This window comes from Modestobacter sp. SYSU DS0511, from assembly GCF_054050755.1.
Genome location: NZ_JBJGZY010000040.1, coordinates 17261 through 33437 on the forward strand (window position 1 = coordinate 17261; position 16177 = coordinate 33437).

Consider the following 16177-nt stretch of genomic DNA (forward strand, 5'->3'; position numbering starts at 1 on the left):
TGGGACTGGCTGGCCGGACGGCCGGGGGGAGAACGGTGACGGGCTGGGTCAGCCCTGGTTCTTCTCGATGTAGGACATGGCGTCCCCGACGGTCTTGATATTGCCGAGCTCGTCGTCGGGGATGGCCACGCCGAACTTGTCCTCGACGGCGGTGGCGATCTCCACCATCGAGAGCGAGTCGACGTCGAGGTCCTCGGTGAAGGACTTCTCGGGGGTGGCGTCGGCCGGGGCGACGCCGGCCACCTCCTCCAGGATCTCGGCGAGGCCGGCCTGGATCTCTGCGGTGCTGGGCACGCGGGGTCCTCTCTCTGTCTGCGGTTGGCGGGGCCGGGTGGCTCCGCCGTCGACCGGGACGGGCGTCCCGGCGAGGTCACTGGTCTATCAGGGCAGGCGGAGGACCTGGCCGGCGAACGTCAGCCCGGCGCCGTAGCCGAGCACCAGGGCTAGGTCGCCGCTCTTGGCCTCGCCGGACTCCACCAGCGCGGTCAGCGCCAGCGGGACCGACGCCGCGGAGGTGTTCCCGGACTGCACGATGTCGCGGGCGATCACGGTGTCCGGGCCGAAGCCGAGCTTCTTCGACATCGACTCGATGATCCGGAGGTTGGCCTGGTGCGGGGCGAAGACGTCGATGTCGGCGGCGGTGACGCCGGCGGACTCCATCGCCTCCTCGAGGGTGGCGGTGAGCTTCGTGGTGGCCCAGCGGTACACGGCCTGCCCGGCCATCGTCATCGTCGAGCGGCCGGCGGCGATCTCGATGGCGGTGTACTGGTCGCCGTCGCTGCCCCAGGCGACCGGGCCGATGCCGGGCTCGTCGGACGGCCCGACCACGGCCGCACCCGCGCCGTCGGCGAAGATCACCGCGGTCGAGCGGTCGGTCAGGTCGGTGACGTCGGTGAGCCGCTCGACCCCGACGACGAGCACGTGCCGGGCGTCGCCGGAGCGGATGGCGTCGGAGGCCATCCCCAGCGCGTAGCAGAACCCGGCGCAGCCGGCGTTGAGGTCGAACGCCCCCGGGCGGGGGACGCCCAGCCGGTGGGCCACCTGCGGGCCGATGCCCGGGATCGGGGCGGTCAGGCTCGCGCTCGCCACGATGACCAGGTCGACCTGGTCGGGAGCCAGCCCGCTGGCGGCCAGGGCCTTGCCGCCGGCGGCCACCGCCATCTCGACCAGCGTCTCGTCCTCCGAGGCCCAGCGGCGCTCGGCGATGCCGACCCGGGTCTGGATCCACTCGTCGTTGGTGTCCATCACCGTCTCGAGCTCGGCGTTGGTGACCCGCCGGCGTGGCCGGTAGCCGCCCAGGCCGAGGATCTGCGCGCCGGGCGCCCCCTCCCGCAGTCGGATCGACGTCACTGGGCAACCTCCGGGTAGAGACGGGCGATCGGGTCACCGGCGTCGACGAGGTCGCCGTCGGACACCAGCCACTCGGCGAGGACGCCGTCGTAGCCGGCGGAGACGTTGACCTCCTCGCGGCGGCTGCGGATGCAGCCGAGCGGAGTGCCGGCCGGCAGGTGCGTGCCCTCGGCGACGTCGGCCGGGTTGACCGTGCCGCGGGCGGGGGCGACGACCACCCGCCAGTCGGGGGAGTGCTGGGCCTCCGCGCGCCCACGCTCGGCGTCGATCAGCTCCCGCGCGCGGTCGAGGTCGGCGGGCTTGGTCAGCGCCAGCACCTCGATGTCGGTTCCCTTCCACTCCCGCTTCGCCAGGCCGGCGAGCGCACCCGCCGGGGGCAGCTCCAGCACGGCGGTGACGCCGAGGTCGCGCAGGGTCGCCAGGCACGCGTCGAAGCGCACCGGGCTGGTGACCTGGGTGACCAGCCGGGAGAGCACCTCGGCGCCGTCGTCGACCGCGGCGCCGTCGGCGTTGGACAGCAGCAGCCGGCTCGGGTCGGCCGGGCGCAGCCCACCGATCAGGCCCTCCAGCTCGTCGCGGGCGCTGGCCATGTACGAGGTGTGGAAGGCGCCGGCGACCGACAGCGGCATGATCCGCGCCTTCTCCGGCGGGTCGGCCTTGAGCGCGGCGAGACCGTCCAGCGAGCCGGCGGCGACCACCTGACCGCCGCCGTTCATGTTCGCCGGGGTCAGGCCGTGGCGCTCGATCGCCGCGAGCACCTGCTCCGGGTCGCCCCCCAGGACGGCGGACATCCCGGTCGGCGTCTGCGCGCAGGCCCGGGCCATCGCCCGGCCGCGCACCGCGGTCAGCGCGATCGCGGCCTCGACCGAGAGCGCGCCGGCCAGCGCGGCGGCGGTCAGCTCGCCCACCGAGTGGCCGGTGATGACGACGTCGCGGCCGGCGGCGGGTGCGTGGAGCACCGGGCCCGGCATCCCGCCGAGCTCGCGGGCGATGAACAGGCTCATCGCGACGACGAGCGGCTGGGTGACCGCGGTGTCCTTGATCGCCTCGGCGTCACCGGTCGTGCCGAGCTCCAGGAGGTCGGCGTCGGCGATCGCCCCGGCCCAGCGGAAGAACGGCTCCGCGCCGGGGAGGTCGAGCCAGTCGGTGAGCATCCCGGGCTTCTGGGCACCCTGTCCGGGGGCGAGAACGGCCAGCACGGGACAACCCTGGCAGGTGACGGCGCCGCGCGGAGCCGGAAGACCCACGAATTACTGCGGTCGGTCTTTGGAGGAACCCTCCAAAAGCGGCCTCCGGAACTGCTCCAGATGACGGTTCGGGGTGGGGGAGGCCACAATGGCCGGTCCGGTCAGTGCCAGAGCGACCGGGCGCCCTCGAGGCGGGTCAGCGCCAGCGCCAGCTGCAGGGTCCAGGCCCCGCGGGGGTCGGTGATCGAGCACCCGGTCAGCTCGGTGGCCCGCTTGAGCCGGTATCGCACGGTGTTGGGGTGCACGAACAGTGCCCGCGCCGTCCCCTCCAGGTTGCCCCCGTGGGCGAGCACCGCCCGGACGGTCTCCAGCACCTCCCCGCCGGCGGCCTCCAGCGGGCCGGCGATCCGTTCGGCCAGCGCCGTCCGGGCCACCGGGTCGCCGTCGAGGGCGCGCTCAGGCAGCAGCGCCTCGGCGTCCACCGGGCGGGGCGCGTCCGGCCAGGCTGCGGCAGCGCGCAGCCCGGCGAGCGCCGCGGCCGCGGACTCGGCGGCGCGGGCCAGCGAGTCGACCTGCGGGCCGACGACGACCGGGCCCGGCCCGAACTCCCGGCACACCCGCTCGGCGACCTCGGTCAGCCGGTCGACGCCACCCAGGACCACCACCAGCTTGTCCGCGTGCACCCCCACGAGCACCTCGCTGCGCAGCGAGCGCGCCGCCCGCCGCACCGCGGCGCGGGAGTCCCGCTCCGCCGGCGGCGCGGCGCCGACCAGCACCAGCACCGGGCCGGTGGTGGCCCAGCCCAGCGCCGCGGCCCGGCCCGGCAGCTCCTCGGACCGGTCGCCGCGCACCAGGGCGTCGACCACGAGGGCCTCCAGCCGCGCGTCCCAGGCGCCGCGGTTCTCGGCGAAGCTGGCGTAGACGTGCGCGGTGGCGAAGGCGACCTCGCGGCTGAACTGCAGCACGGCCAGCCGCAGCGGCTCGGCCTCGCCGGGCTCGGCGACCTGGCCCACCCGGGCCTCGACGACCTCCACGGTGACCTTGATCAGGTCGACGGTCTGCTTGAGCGGCACGGCGCGCGCCAGCTCGCGGGGCGCGGCGCCGAAGACCTCGCCGGTCAGCCGGGGCGGCCGGCCGGGGTTGCGGCACCACTCGACCAGCGAGGCGATGCCCGCCTGGGCGACCAGGGTGACCCAGGACCGCTGGTCGGCCGGCATCGCCCGGAACCAGGCGAGCTCCTCGTCCATCCGGGCAACCGCCTGCGTGGCCAGCGACCCGGAGGCCCGCTCCAGCCGGCGCAGCGTCGCCTCCGACGGGCGCACGCGCGCGGGCCGCGCCGCTGTGGTGTCCTCCACGGCGGCTAGGGTGTCACGGCGGCATGGGCGGGGGATCCTGGAGATCGTGCACACACCACTTCCGGGGCTGGTGGCGGCGTGACCGGGCTCGACTCGCGGGTGCTGCTGGACCCCGCGGATGGCTCGCTGGGCCCGCTGCTGCGGCTGGCCGACGACCGGCTGACCGGGGGAGCGGGTTACGGCCGGCACGCCCACCGGGACGTCGACGTGGTCGCCGTGGTGCTCCGCGGCTCGGTACGGCACGCCTGGGGCCGGGAGGCGGTGGTCGGCCCGGGCGACGTCGCGGTGCTGCGGGCCGGTCGCGGGCTGGCGCACGACGAGGTCGCCGGCGCCGACGGCGCCCACCTGGTGCAGACCTACCTGCGGGCCGCCGACCCCGGGGCCCAGCCGGCGCACGACGTGCTGCTGCGGCCCACCGGCTGGATCGACCTCAGCCGCCCCGACGCCCGGCTGTGGCTGGGGACGGCCGGACCGGACGTACCGCCGGGGCTGCGGGTGGCCGTCGGCGACGACGGCGTCACGGCCGCGGTGGGGGAGGGGCCGGTGCCGGGTTCTGGCGTCGTCCTGGTCTGGCAGCTGGACACCGCCCGCCCCGCGTGGGCCGACTGACCTCCCCGCATCTTGAGCACTGCTACAGACTGGCCCGCATGCCTGCCGATGCTGACCTCTTCGCCGCCGCCCGTGCCGACGCCGACCGCACGCTCGACCTGCGCCGCCGGCTGCACCGCCGTCCGGAGATCGGCCTGCACCTGCCGGAGACGCAGGCCGCCGTCGTCGAGGCCTTCGCCGGCCTGCCCGTCGAGCTGACCACCGGCACCACCACCAGCTCGGTGGTCGGGGTGCTCCGCGGCGCCCGGCCCGGGCCGAGCTACCTGCTGCGCGCCGACATGGACGCGCTGCCGGTGCAGGAGGACACCGGGCTGCCCTTCGCCTCCGAGGTGGCCGGCGTGATGCACGCCTGCGGGCACGACACCCACGTCGCGATGCTGCTGGGCGCCGCCCGGCTGCTCGCCGAGCGCCGCGACCAGCTCGCCGGGCAGGTGGTGTTCATGCTGCAGCCCGGGGAGGAGGGCTTCCACGGCGCCCGGTTCATGCTCGAGGAGGGGCTGCTGGACGCCGTCCCCGAGGCCCCGGTGAGCGGGGCGTTCGCGCTGCACATCTCCACGATGTTCCCGACCGGCACGATCAACGTCCGGCCCGGCCCGATGATGGCCTCGGCCGACCAGTGGACGATCACCGTCCACGGCCGCGGCGGCCACGCCTCCACCCCGCACCTGGGCGCCGACCCGGTGCCGGTGGCCGCGGAGATCGTGCTCGCCCTGCAGACGATGGTGACCCGCACCGTCGACGTGTTCGACCCCGCGGTGGTCACCGTCGGCCACCTGGAGGCCGGCACCACCGACAACGTCATCCCGGACTCGGCGCTGCTGCACGGCACCATCCGCACGCTGTCGGCGGAGCGGCGCGCGCAGGTCCTCGCCGCGGTGCAGCGGGTCGGGGAGCACGTCGCCGCCGCCCACGGGCTGACCGCGGTGTTCGAGCGGATCGAGGGCTACCCGGTGACGGTCAACGACGCCGACGTCGCCGCCCGGGTGACCGCTGCCGCCGGCGCGGTGCTCGGCGCGGACGCCAGCCGGGTGATGCCGGTGCCGCTGATGGGCGCGGAGGACTTCTCCTACGTGCTGGAGCGGGTGCCCGGCGCGATGGCCTTCCTCGGCGCCTGCCCGCCCGATCTCGACCCGGCCACCGCCCCGGGCAACCACTCGAACCTGGTGGTCTTCGACGAGGACGCGCTGCCCGCCGGCGTCGCCCTCTACGCCCGGATGGCGCTGGACGCCCTCGCCGGCTGACCCGCTCGCCTGATGCGGCGGCAGTGATCAGGTCACCTGATCACTGCCTGTCCTCCCGCAGCAGCATTGGTGCGGGAGGACAGGCAGTGCTGCGGGGGGACGTCGTGAGCGTCAGCTGGCGGCGGCCGGGCGGGGCGACCGGAGCCCCCGGTTCCAGGACTCCGTCCGGTAACGCGGGACGGCCCGGTGGCCACGAGCGAGCAGCGACCACAAGCGGTCGACCTTCTCGCTCCAGGGGCGTCCGCGGTCCTCCGGGGTGATCCGCACGCCCTGCAGGTCGAGGTCCAGCAGCACGTCCTGCCGGCGCTTCTCCTCCCACAGCACCTGGGCGGGGGTGCGGCCTCGCCACGGGTCGGCGTACTTGACCATGCCGTCGCACTCGGCGAAGACGCCGTGCTCCGGCCAGTACATGTCCAGGACGGCGACGAGGCGCGAGTCGAGGAAGACGGCCTGCTGCAGCAGCGGCTCGGGGAGTCCCGCAGCGAGCAGGGCGAGCCGGGTGCGGGTCTCGTGCGGGGAGTGCGCCCCGACGCGCGCCAGTGAGAACGCCTGAGCCGCGCGCCCGCAGCCGGACCAGTGGGTCTGGGCGAGGGCCGCGTCCCGCAGTTGAGCCGGCGTGGTCAGCCCGTCGGCCAGGGCGTCGTCCACTGCCACGACGGTGTCGGCGAGGTCCCATTCCCGCCCCACGTCGGCCAGACTCCGGGTGATCGTGGTGACGTGCAGCCCCTGCAGCACCACGACGTCCTCGGCCGGGAGTCCGGCTGGACTGATCCGGTAGCCCCGGCCGGTCCGGAAGTTGTCGGGGTCCGTCAGCCGCACGACGCCGTCGGTGGCTCGCGGGACGACCAGGCCGTGCAGCCAAGCCGCCGACGTGTGGCTGACCGCGGTGGACGCGTCGCCCAGGCGGCGCAGGACGGCGGCGCACTCCAACCGGTGGGTGCGGCCCCCGGCCTCGTGCCGGCGCCACACCTCACCGGTCGTGTAGACGCCGTAGCGGATGCGCCGCCAGGCACCGGACCGGACCAGCGGCCCGATGGCGTTGCGGTCGATCCCGGTGGCGAGCGCGTCGGCGGTGGAGAAGACACCGGCATGCCGGTCCATCGCGCTGGCGAGGGTCGGTTCCATGACGCCACCGTCGCTTCGACGACGGCCACCCGGGAAGCGTCCGCGGTGTCCTGTGGGCAGCCACCGACGGTGTGGACGGCGGCCGGCGGAGCGGGCGTGCGGGTGAGCAGGCGTCTCGGCACCCCTGCATCGACGTCCCCCTGCACGAATGACTGTCCCCCCGCACCAACGCTGGTGCGGGGGGACAGCCGGTGATCAGGTCACCTGATCAGTGCTGAGCAGCGCCAGGCTCAGGTGGCCGGGTGCTCGTCCGTCCGCTCCTCGGCGGGGGCCTTCTCCTCGTCCCCGATCTGGTACTTCTCCACCGCCTGCCGGACGACGTCGCGCTCGATCTCGCCGCGCTGGGCCAGCGACGCCAGCGTGCGGACGACGATCGACTCGGCGTCGACCTGGAAGTGCCGGCGCAGCGCCGGGCGGGTGTCGGACAGGCCGAACCCGTCGGTGCCCAGCGATGACAACCCACCGGGGACGAACGGCGCGATGAGGTCGGGGACCGCCTTCATCCAGTCCGAGACCGCCACGACCGGGCCGGGGGCGTCGGTCAGCTGCCGGGTCACGAACGGCACCTTGGGCTCCTCGGCCGGGTGCAGCAGGTTCCACTCGTCGGCCTCGACCGCCTCGCGGCGCAGCTCGGTCCAGGAGGTCACCGACCAGACGTCGGCGGAGACCCCCCAGTCGTCGGCCAGCAGCTGCTGCGCCCGCAGCGCCCACGGCACGGCCACCCCGGAGGCGAGCACCTGGGCCTTGGTGCCGTCCTCCAGCTGCGGGCCCTCGGCGTAGCGGTACATGCCGGCCAGCAGGCCGGTGACGTCCAGGTCCTCCGGCTCGGCCGGCTGCTGGTAGGGCTCGTTGTAGACCGTCAGGTAGTACATGACGTTCGGGTCACGGTGCCCACCCAGCGGCGCGCCCGGGTCGTTGCCGTACATCCGGGCCAGGGCGTCCTTGGTGATGTGCCCGACCTCGTAGGAGAACGCGGGGTCGTAGGTGACGACGGCGGGGTTGGTCGCCGCCAGCAGCAGCGAGTGCCCGTCCTCGTGCTGCAGGCCCTCGCCGTTGAGCGTCGTCCGGCCGGCGGTGGCGCCCAGCAGGAAGCCGCGCGTCATCTGGTCGGCGGCCGCCCAGATCGAGTCGCCGGTGCGCTGGAACCCGAACATCGAGTAGAAGATGTAGATCGGGATCATCGCCTCGCCGTGCGTGGCGTAGGAGGTGCCCGCGGCGATGAACGAGGCCGTGGAGCCGGCCTCGTTGATCCCCTCGTGCAGGATCTGACCCTGCTCGGACTCCTTGTAGGCCAGCATCAGCTCGCGGTCGACCGACGTGTAGTTCTGCCCGTGCGGGTTGTAGATCTTCTGCGACGGGAAGAGCGAGTCCATCCCGAAGGTGCGGGCCTCGTCGGGGATGACCGGCACGAAGCGCGGGCCGAGCTCCTTGTCCTTGATGAGCTCCTTGAGCAGCCGGACGAAGGCCATGGTGGTGGCCACCTCCTGCTTGCCCGAGCCGCGCTTGAGGACGTCGAACGCCTTGTCCTCGGGGGTCTTCAGCGGCTTGTGCTCCGACCGCCGCCGGGGCACCGACCCGCCCAGCTGCCGGCGCCGCTCGAGCATGTACTGCATCTCGGGGGAGTCCGGGTCGGGCTTGTAGTAGGGCGGCAGCGTCTTGTCCAGCTGCTCGTCCGGGATCGGGATCTCCAGCCGGTCGCGGAAGCCCACCAGGTCCTCGGCGGTCAGCTTCTTCATCTGGTGCGTGGAGTTGCGGCCCTCGAAGTGGCTGCCCAGCGTCCAGCCCTTGATGGTCTTGGCGAGGATGACCGTGGGCTGGCCCTTGTGGTCCATCGCGGCCTTGTAGGCGGCGTAGACCTTCTGGTAGTCGTGCCCGCCGCGGGCGAGCTGCCAGACCTCGTCGTCGGTCATGCCCTCGACCAGCTTGCGGGTGCGCGGGTCGCGGCCGAAGAAGTGCTCGCGGACGAAGGCGCCGTCCTCGGCCTTGTAGGTCTGGTAGTCGCCGTCCGGCGTCGAGTTCATCAGGTTGACCAGGGCGCCGTCGCGGTCGGCGGCCAGCAGCTTGTCCCAGCCGTGGCCCCAGATCACCTTGATGACGTTCCAGCCGGCGCCGCGGAAGAACGACTCCAGCTCCTGGATGACCTTGCCGTTGCCGCGGACCGGGCCGTCGAGGCGCTGCAGGTTGCAGTTGATGACGAAGGTGAGGTTGTCCAGTTCCTCGCGCGCGGCCAGCCCGATCGGACCGAGCGACTCCGGCTCGTCGGTCTCGCCGTCGCCGAGGAACGCCCACACGTGCTGGTCGGCGGTGTCGGCGATGCCGCGGTTCTGCAGGTAGCGGTTGAACCGAGCCTGGTAGATCGCGTTCATCGGGCCCAGGCCCATGGAGACGGTGGGGAACTCCCAGAAGTCCGGCATCAGCCGCGGGTGGGGGTAGGACGACAGCCCGCCGCCGGGGTGGCTGACCTCCTGGCGGAACCCGTCGAGCTGGTGCTCGGTCAGCCGGCCCTCGAGGAAGGCGCGGGCGTAGATGCCCGGCGAGGCGTGGCCCTGGAAGTAGATCTGGTCGCCGCCGCCGGGGTGGTCCTTGCCGCGGAAGAAGTGGTTGAAGCCCACCTCGTAGAGCATCGCCGACGACGCGTAGGAGGAGATGTGGCCGCCGACGCCGATCCCCGGCCGCTGCGCGCGGTGCACCATGATCGCGGCGTTCCAGCGGATGGCGTGGCGGATCTTCCGCTCGGCCTCCAGGTCGCCGGGGAACCACGGCTCCTGCTCCGGCGGGATCGTGTTGATGTAGTCGGTGCTGCGGAGCGCGGGGACGCCGACCTGCTGCTCGCGGCTGCGCTCGAGCATGCGGAGCATGAGGTAGCGGGCGCGGTTGCGACCGGCGTGGTCGACGACCGCGTCGAGGGACTCCAGCCACTCCTGGGTCTCGTCCGGGTCGGTGTCCGGGAGTTGGCTGGCCCGCCCGTCGGTGATGACCGCGCGGGGGGTGCCGGTGGTGCGGGCGGGGTCTCCGTCCGACTGCTGCGGTGCGCTCATGCCCCACATCGTCCCCTGTCGGGGTAGCGCGCGTCACGCGCCCCGCCCGACGCGTCCCGAACGACCCGATCCGGGGCCCCGGTGAGCCCCGCGCCGCGAGGCGCCGGGCGGCCCCCGGACGGCGTGGCGGGCACGCGATGAGCCGGTCGGGTATCGCTGAGGGCCCCCGACCCAGCAGACTGTCGGTCCACCGGCACCGCGCGGGGTGTGTGATCGTGCGCGGGACCGCCGGAACCGATCTACTGGGACACATGGAGGACGAGCAGGGATGAGCGTCGACTCGGGCAGCACCAGCATGGCTGCCCGGCTGGGGATCAAGCCGGGCATGGTCGTGCAAGAGCTCGGCTGGGACGAGGACGTCGACGAGCAACTGCGCGACTCCGTCGAGGAGCTGTCGGGCAGCGAGATGGTCGACGAGGACTCCGACGAGGTGGCCGACGTCGTCCTGCTGTGGTGGCGGGAGGAGGACGGCGACCTGATCGACGCGCTCGTCGACTCGATCGCCTCGCTCGCCGACGACGGCGTGGTGTGGCTGCTGGTGCCCAAGTCCGGGCGTCCCGGCCACGTCGAGCCCGGTGACGTCACCGAGGCGGCGCCGACGGCCGGCCTGCAGCAGACCTCGAGCATCTCGGCGGCCAAGGAGTGGTCGGGCATCCGCCTGGTCACCCCCAAGGCAGCTCGCCAGCCCCGCCGCTGACGAAGGACCCCCTCGCCCCCGCCGCTCGCGAGCTCACGACGGCCCCCTGGGAGGGGCCGTTCCAGCGCGTCACCGCGCTCGGGGCGAGCCTCCGGACGGGGCCGGGGGTGGGGGCCGGACGCCGTTCCGGCAGCATCGGGGGCATGAGCCTCTCCGTCGGTGACGTCGCGCCCGAGTTCAGCCTGCCCGACCAGGACAAGCAGGTGGTCTCGCTGAGCGGGCTGCGCGGCGCCCCGGTGCTGGTGGTCTTCTACCCCTTCGCCTTCTCCGGCACCTGCACCGGAGAGCTCTGCCAGCTGCGCGACGACCTCGCCACCTACACCCGGGCCGGCGTGCAGGTCGTGGCGATCTCCACCGACCCGGTGTTCAGCCTCAAGGCGTTCCGCGAGAAGGAGGGCCTGCCGTTCCCGCTGCTGTCGGACTTCTGGCCGCACGGGTCGACCGCGCAGGCCTATGGGGTGTTCAACGAGCGGGCCGGCATGGCGCTGCGCGGCACCTTCCTGATCGACGCGGACGGCGTCGTCGCCTTCACCGAGGTGAACCAGCCCGGTGACCCGCGGGCGCAGTCGGGCTGGAAGGACGCGGTCGCCGGGCTGGCCACCTGATCCCGGCGACCAGGGGCGGCCCTTACCCTGGCCGCACGGGCGCGTAGCTCAGCGGGAGAGCTCTCGCCTTACAAGCGAGCGGTCGCAGGTTCGATCCCTGCCGCGCCCACCGGTTCATCCGGACCAGTTCGTCACCCCGTCGGGGTGGCCCGGCTCAATGCGACGTGCGGCACAGCCGATGGCACTCTCGTGCTGCGCAGATCGACGACGACGCGACGCCGCTCCCTCCGGGGCCGCGGCCGCGGCGTCCCGCTGTGGGTGTACCTGACCGCGCTCACCCTGGTCCCGCTGCTGGGAGCGGCCGCCCTCACCGCGGCGCTCACCCGGGCCAGCATCGCCGAGGCGGCCAGCGCCGCCCGCGCCGAGGCGGCGGTCGGTGCGCTGGCCCACCTGGACACCGCGCGCAGCAGCGTGGAGCAGGAGATCCTGCCGACCCTCGCGCTGTCGGTCATCGACCAGCCCGGCGCCGCCGCCGCCCTGGGGCTGCCGGTCCTCCTGCTGGGGCAGCAGCGCACCGTGGCGCTGGAGACGCTGCAGACCGCCCGGGAGACCACCGACGAGGCGCTCGCCCAGTCCGCGCGCGGCGGCTACGGCTCCGATGCCGCGGTGCGGGTGCGGGCCCAGCTGGCCACGCTGCGCGGACGGGCCGACACGTTCGCCGTCTCCGTCGAGGGCATCTACCTCGGCTACCTGGCCATCTCCAACGACCTGGTGCACACCCAGCGCGCGGTGGCCGCCGAGGCCACTGCCGAGGGGCTGCCGGCGCGCACCCAACGGGCCATCCAGGACGTGCAGATCGTGGCCCAGCTGGCCACCACCGCCAGCCGGCAGACCCCGCTCTACCTGGGCGCGGTGTTCGGGGACAGCGGCACGCTGATCGGCTCGCAGCTGGCCTGGGAGACCGGGTGGCTGGCCTACAACGACGCCCTCGAGCAGATGGCGGACCTGTCCCAGCCGTCCCTGCAGGCCGCGTGGCAGGAGGTGCGCGGCGCCGACGTCTCGACGGCCCTCGACGCGCTGCTCGGGCCAACCGCGGACGCCAGCCGGCCGGCGGTGCCCGACGTCGCCCGGATGGTCTCCCTCCTCTTCCAGAGCAGCGACCGCGACGCCCTGCTCAGCGGGCTGGTGCACACCGCCGCCGACGAGGCCCGGGCCGCGTCCGCGGCCGACCGGGACCAGGCGGTGGACCGGCGCAACCGCACCCTGGTGCTCGGCGTCCTCGTGCTGCTGGCCTCCCTGCTGAGCGTGGTGCTCGTCGGCCGGGCGGTGACCCGGGCGCTGCGCGTCCTCGCCGGGCAGGCCGACCACGTCAGCGAGGGAGCTCTCGTGCAGGTGGAGGTCGCCGGCCCGCGCGAGGTTCGCACCGTCTCCGCCGCGCTGGCCTCCGCGGTGGCCAGCCTCCGGCGCGTGCAGGAGCAGGCCGGCGCCGTGGCCCGCGGCGACCTGGACAACGCGCTGCTCGCCGAACCGCTCCCCGGGCCGCTGGGCGAGGTCGTGCACGCCTCGGTGCGCCAGATCGTCAGCTCGGTCCGCCAGCGCGAGGAGCTGCAGTCGGCGCTGGCCCACCGCGCCGCGCACGACGCGCTCACCGAGCTGCCCAACCGGGCGCAGGCCATGCAGCTGACCGAGTCGGCGCTGTTCCGCGCCCGCCGCTCCGGCGCGATGACCGGGCTGCTGTTCGTCGACCTGGACGGCTTCAAGGCGGTCAACGACACCCACGGGCACGCCTGCGGCGACGAGGTGCTGCGCACCGTCGCGGCCCGGCTGGAGGCGGCCGTGCGCTCGGGGGACGTCGTGTGCCGGCTGGGCGGGGACGAGTTCGTCGTCCTGGTCGAGCCGGTGGAGGCCGAACGCGACCTGCTGGAGCTCGCCGAACGGCTGATCGCGGTGGTCGGCCAGCCGATCGCCACCGACGGCCACCAGGTGCGGGTGGGCGCCAGCATCGGGGTCGCGGTGAGCCGGGACGCCACCACCGACGCCGACGTGCTCTTCGCCGAGGCCGATGCGGCCACCTACCGGGCCAAGCGGCACGGCCGCGGGCGGGCCGAGGTCTTCGACGAGACGCTGCGCGCGCAGCTCGCCGAGCGGGCCGAGCTGGAGGCGGCGGTGGCCTCGGGCCTGGCCGCCGGGGAGATGCTGCTGCACTACCAGCCGGTGGTCGACGCCGGGACCGGGCAGCTCACCGGCTTCGAGGCGCTCGTGCGCTGGGACCGGCCGGGGGTCGGCATGGTGCCCCCGGACGAGTTCATCCCGGCGGCCGAGGGCTCCCGGCTGATCTGCGACCTGGACCGCTGGGTGCTGCACGAGGCGACCCGTCAGCTGGCCGAGTGGCGGCGCAGCGTGCCGGTGCCCGTCGGGCACCCGGAGCCGACGGTGGCGGTGAACATCTCCGGCCGGCACCTGGCCGACCGGCAGGTCGTCACCGACGTCGCCGACGCGCTGGCCGCCTCGGGCCTGCCCGCGCGCCTGCTGGTGCTCGAGGTGACCGAGACGGTGCTGGTCGACGACCCGGTGGCCATCGAGCACCTGGTGGCGCTGCGGGAGACGGGCGCCGCGATCGCCATCGACGACTTCGGCACCGGCTACACCTCGATCGGGCAGCTGCGGCACATGCCGGTCGACACGCTCAAGATCGACCGGAGCTTCGTCGCCTCGACCGACGCCGGCTCCGGTGAGCTGGTGGCGCTGATGATCCGGGCGGCGCACACCTTCGGGCTGTCCGTGGTCGCCGAGGGCGTGGAGGAGCCCGGCCAGCTGGACCGGCTGCGTGCCGAGGGGTGCGACCACGCGCAGGGGTTCCTGCTGCACCGCCCGCTGCCGGCCGCAGCGGCCGGGAACCTGCTGGTGCGGAGCGCGATCCCCGCGCCGCGCTGAGCCGTTCAGTCGTCGGCGCCGCGCACGCCGGCCCACCGGCCGGGGGTGGTCTCCCGCACCAGCCGGCGGGCGGCGTCGACCTCCCGCGCCACGAGCGCCAGCACCCCCTCGGCGTGCACCTCGGCGTCGTCGGGGAGGCGGTGCTCGCGCAGGTCCTGCTCCAGCTCACGGATGGCCTTGCGCAGCACGGCCACCTGCGCCGGATCGGGCACCGGTTCCCCGGCGCGCAGCTCGATCACCGCCTCGGTGACCGCGTCGGACGTGCGCTCCAGCTGGACGATCACCGGCCACCAGGCGGCCGCCCGGGTGCTCACCGGCGGCGGCTCGGCCAGCCGCCGCTGCAGCTGGGTCTGCAGCTCGGCCAGCGCCCGGTAGCTGGCCCGGCGGGCGCGGCGGGTGGCCTCCGGGCTGTCGGTGAACGCCGCGTCGACGAACCGCTCCAGCGCCAGGATGGCGGCGCGCAGGGCGTCGTCCAGCGGGGCCCGCCAGGTCTGGGGCCACAGCAGGTAGCCGAACACCAGCACGATCCCGCAGCCGATGAGGGTGTCGACCAACCGGGCGCCGACCAGCCCGGCGCCCGTCGGGGTGGCCAGGTCCAGCAGCAGGATGATCAGCGGGGTCTGGAAGACGGAGAAGAGCCCGAAGCTGCCGCTGCGCGCCCACGGCAGCGCGGCCGCCGACAGGGCCAGGGGCAGCAGGACCCAGGCGTCCCGGGACAGGAACGTCAGCAGCAGCGAGCCGATCAGGACGCCGAGCAGCGTGCCCGCACCACGCTGCACGGCACGGGTGAACACCGAGCCGTAGTCGGGCTTGAGCACGATCGCCACCGTGAGCAGCACCCAGTAGGGGCGCTCCACCGGCAGGGTCTGGCGGGCGATCTCGGCGACGGTCATGCAGAGGGTGAGCCGGACGACGAACGCGCGGGAGTCGGCGTCGCCGACCGTGCGGTCGAGCAGGTCGCGGGCGCGGGCCCGGCGGTCGACCTGCGGGCGGGGGACGGCGGCCGAGGCCCGCTCCTCGGGGTCGCCCACCACGTTCCACACCAGGCGGATGCCGTGCCGCACCGCGCGGCGCTGCGCCGGCCCGTCGTCCACCGGGGGCGGCCGCTCCCCGGCCAGCGGACGGCGCTCGGTGACCGCGGTGGCCAGCGCGTGGGCCGCGCCGATGTCCCGGGAGTCGGCGGCGACGCCGGTGCGGGCGCTGGCGACCGCGGCCTCGACGAGGGGCGCGGCCGAGTTCAGCACGCCGGCGAGCTCACCGAGCTCGGCACTGCGCCCGGCCGAGCGGCTGCGGGCGTGGATCACCCGGTCGTAGCCGGTGTTCAGCGCGAGGGTCAGCGCCCGCCGGGCCTCCTCCGACCGGTCGGTGCCGATCGCCTCCAGGAGCTCGGCCACCCGGGTGAAGACCGCGCCGACCGCCGCCCGGTCGGGATCGACCTGCTCGGTGCGCGCCTGCACCAGCACGGCGAGGGTGCCCAGCGATGCACCGGACAGGAACCAGCCGACCTCCGCAGCGGGCGGCAGCGGCGTGCTCAGGCCGGAGGAGATGGCGGTGTAGATCAGCAACTGCAGTGCCCCGAGCGACAGCGGCGCACTGACCGCGCTGATCAGCGCCGCGAACGCCGACACCGCGGCGAGCAGCAGCACCGGCACCCAGCCACCACCGGTGAGCGACTGCCCGACCACCAGGCCGAGCCCGCCGAGCAGGGAGGCCGCGGCCACCCGGCGCAGCCGGATGCGCAGCGGCCCCTGCTGCGGGGCGAGCGTGGCGGCCAGTGCGCCCATGGTGGCGAAGGCGCCGGCGCCCAGCGCGCTCCCGGACGTCCCCCCGACGGCGAGCGCGACGGCGAGCGGGGCGGGGACGACCAGCCCGAAGCGGACGACGTCGCGCCAGGGCACCGAGGGGTGGTTGGTGTGCACCAGCTCCTCGAGCCACGCCGGCGCCCGCAAGCCCCTGTCCGCCACGGCCCAACCCTGCCACCCGCCGACGGCGCGTCGGGGGGGGGGGGGGGGGGGGGGGGGGGGGGGGGGGGGGGGGGGGGGGGGGGGGGGGGGGGGGGGGGGGGGGGGGGGGGGGGGGGGGGGGGGGGCGGGGGG

Annotated in this window: 12 protein-coding genes and 1 tRNA gene; 6 read left to right on the forward strand and 7 right to left on the reverse strand. The window is 74.7% G+C overall.

All coding sequences use genetic code 11. The features are described 5' to 3' along the window. Positions 1 to 48 precede the first annotated feature (48 nt). The 4 genes from ACI783_RS16750 to ACI783_RS16765 all read right to left on the reverse strand — a co-directional run bounded on the left by ACI783_RS16750 (position 49) and on the right by ACI783_RS16765 (position 3892). On the reverse strand, positions 49 to 294 hold the full coding sequence (locus tag ACI783_RS16750) for an acyl carrier protein (RefSeq protein ID WP_457085027.1): 246 nt from the start codon (positions 292 to 294) through the stop codon (positions 49 to 51). Between the two features lie 87 nt (positions 295 to 381). Beyond that, positions 382 to 1350 carry a beta-ketoacyl-ACP synthase III gene (locus ACI783_RS16755; RefSeq protein ID WP_457141495.1) on the reverse strand — a complete coding sequence of 323 codons (969 nt, stop codon included), beginning with the start codon at positions 1348 to 1350 and terminating at the stop codon, positions 382 to 384. Beyond that, positions 1347 to 2549 carry an acyltransferase domain-containing protein gene (locus ACI783_RS16760; protein ID WP_457141496.1) on the reverse strand — a complete coding sequence of 401 codons (1203 nt, stop codon included), beginning with the start codon at positions 2547 to 2549 and terminating at the stop codon, positions 1347 to 1349. The genes ACI783_RS16755 and ACI783_RS16760 overlap by 4 nt, the downstream gene beginning before the upstream one ends. A 149-nt stretch (positions 2550 to 2698) precedes the next feature. After that, positions 2699 to 3892 carry a PucR family transcriptional regulator gene (locus ACI783_RS16765; RefSeq protein ID WP_457085024.1) on the reverse strand — a complete coding sequence of 398 codons (1194 nt, stop codon included), beginning with the start codon at positions 3890 to 3892 and terminating at the stop codon, positions 2699 to 2701. A 78-nt stretch (positions 3893 to 3970) separates the two neighbouring features. On the opposite strand from ACI783_RS16765, the gene ACI783_RS16770 reads away from it, so the two are divergent. Next, on the forward strand, positions 3971 to 4501 hold the full coding sequence (locus ACI783_RS16770; RefSeq protein WP_457141497.1) for a pirin family protein: 531 nt from the start codon (positions 3971 to 3973) through the stop codon (positions 4499 to 4501). Positions 4502 to 4539: 38 nt separating this feature from the next. Next, positions 4540 to 5742, forward strand: coding sequence for a M20 metallopeptidase family protein (locus ACI783_RS16775; protein ID WP_457141498.1), 1203 nt, complete (start codon positions 4540 to 4542; stop codon positions 5740 to 5742). A 111-nt stretch (positions 5743 to 5853) separates the two neighbouring features. Here ACI783_RS16775 and ACI783_RS16780 read toward each other — a convergent pair whose 3' ends face one another. Beyond that, positions 5854 to 6867, reverse strand: coding sequence for a type IV toxin-antitoxin system AbiEi family antitoxin domain-containing protein (locus ACI783_RS16780; RefSeq protein ID WP_457141499.1), 1014 nt, complete (start codon positions 6865 to 6867; stop codon positions 5854 to 5856). 230 nt (positions 6868 to 7097) lie between these two features. Then, positions 7098 to 9905, reverse strand: a complete 2808-nt coding sequence (gene aceE / locus ACI783_RS16785; protein ID WP_457141500.1) for a pyruvate dehydrogenase (acetyl-transferring), homodimeric type — start codon at positions 9903 to 9905, stop codon at positions 7098 to 7100. Between the two features lie 268 nt (positions 9906 to 10173). On the opposite strand from aceE, the gene ACI783_RS16790 reads away from it, so the two are divergent. From ACI783_RS16790 to ACI783_RS16805, 4 genes are all read left to right on the forward strand, one after another. Next, entirely contained in the window at positions 10174 to 10602 is a 429-nt protein-coding gene (locus tag ACI783_RS16790) for a DUF3052 domain-containing protein (protein WP_457085019.1), read from the forward strand. A 143-nt stretch (positions 10603 to 10745) separates the two neighbouring features. Then, positions 10746 to 11207: a peroxiredoxin gene (locus ACI783_RS16795; RefSeq protein ID WP_457141501.1), complete on the forward strand. Its 462-nt coding sequence runs from the start codon at positions 10746 to 10748 to the stop codon at positions 11205 to 11207. 37 nt (positions 11208 to 11244) lie between these two features. Beyond that, positions 11245 to 11316 (forward strand) — tRNA-Val (locus ACI783_RS16800). Between the two features lie 80 nt (positions 11317 to 11396). After that, complete coding sequence (locus ACI783_RS16805) at positions 11397 to 14081, forward strand: EAL domain-containing protein (RefSeq protein ID WP_457141502.1); 2685 nt, start codon at positions 11397 to 11399, stop codon at positions 14079 to 14081. Between the two features lie 5 nt (positions 14082 to 14086). Here ACI783_RS16805 and ACI783_RS16810 read toward each other — a convergent pair whose 3' ends face one another. After that, the gene (locus ACI783_RS16810) at positions 14087 to 16045 is read right to left on the reverse strand and encodes an FUSC family protein (protein WP_457141503.1); all 1959 of its coding nucleotides are present in this window, start codon (positions 16043 to 16045) and stop codon (positions 14087 to 14089) included. Positions 16046 to 16177 lie beyond the last annotated feature (132 nt).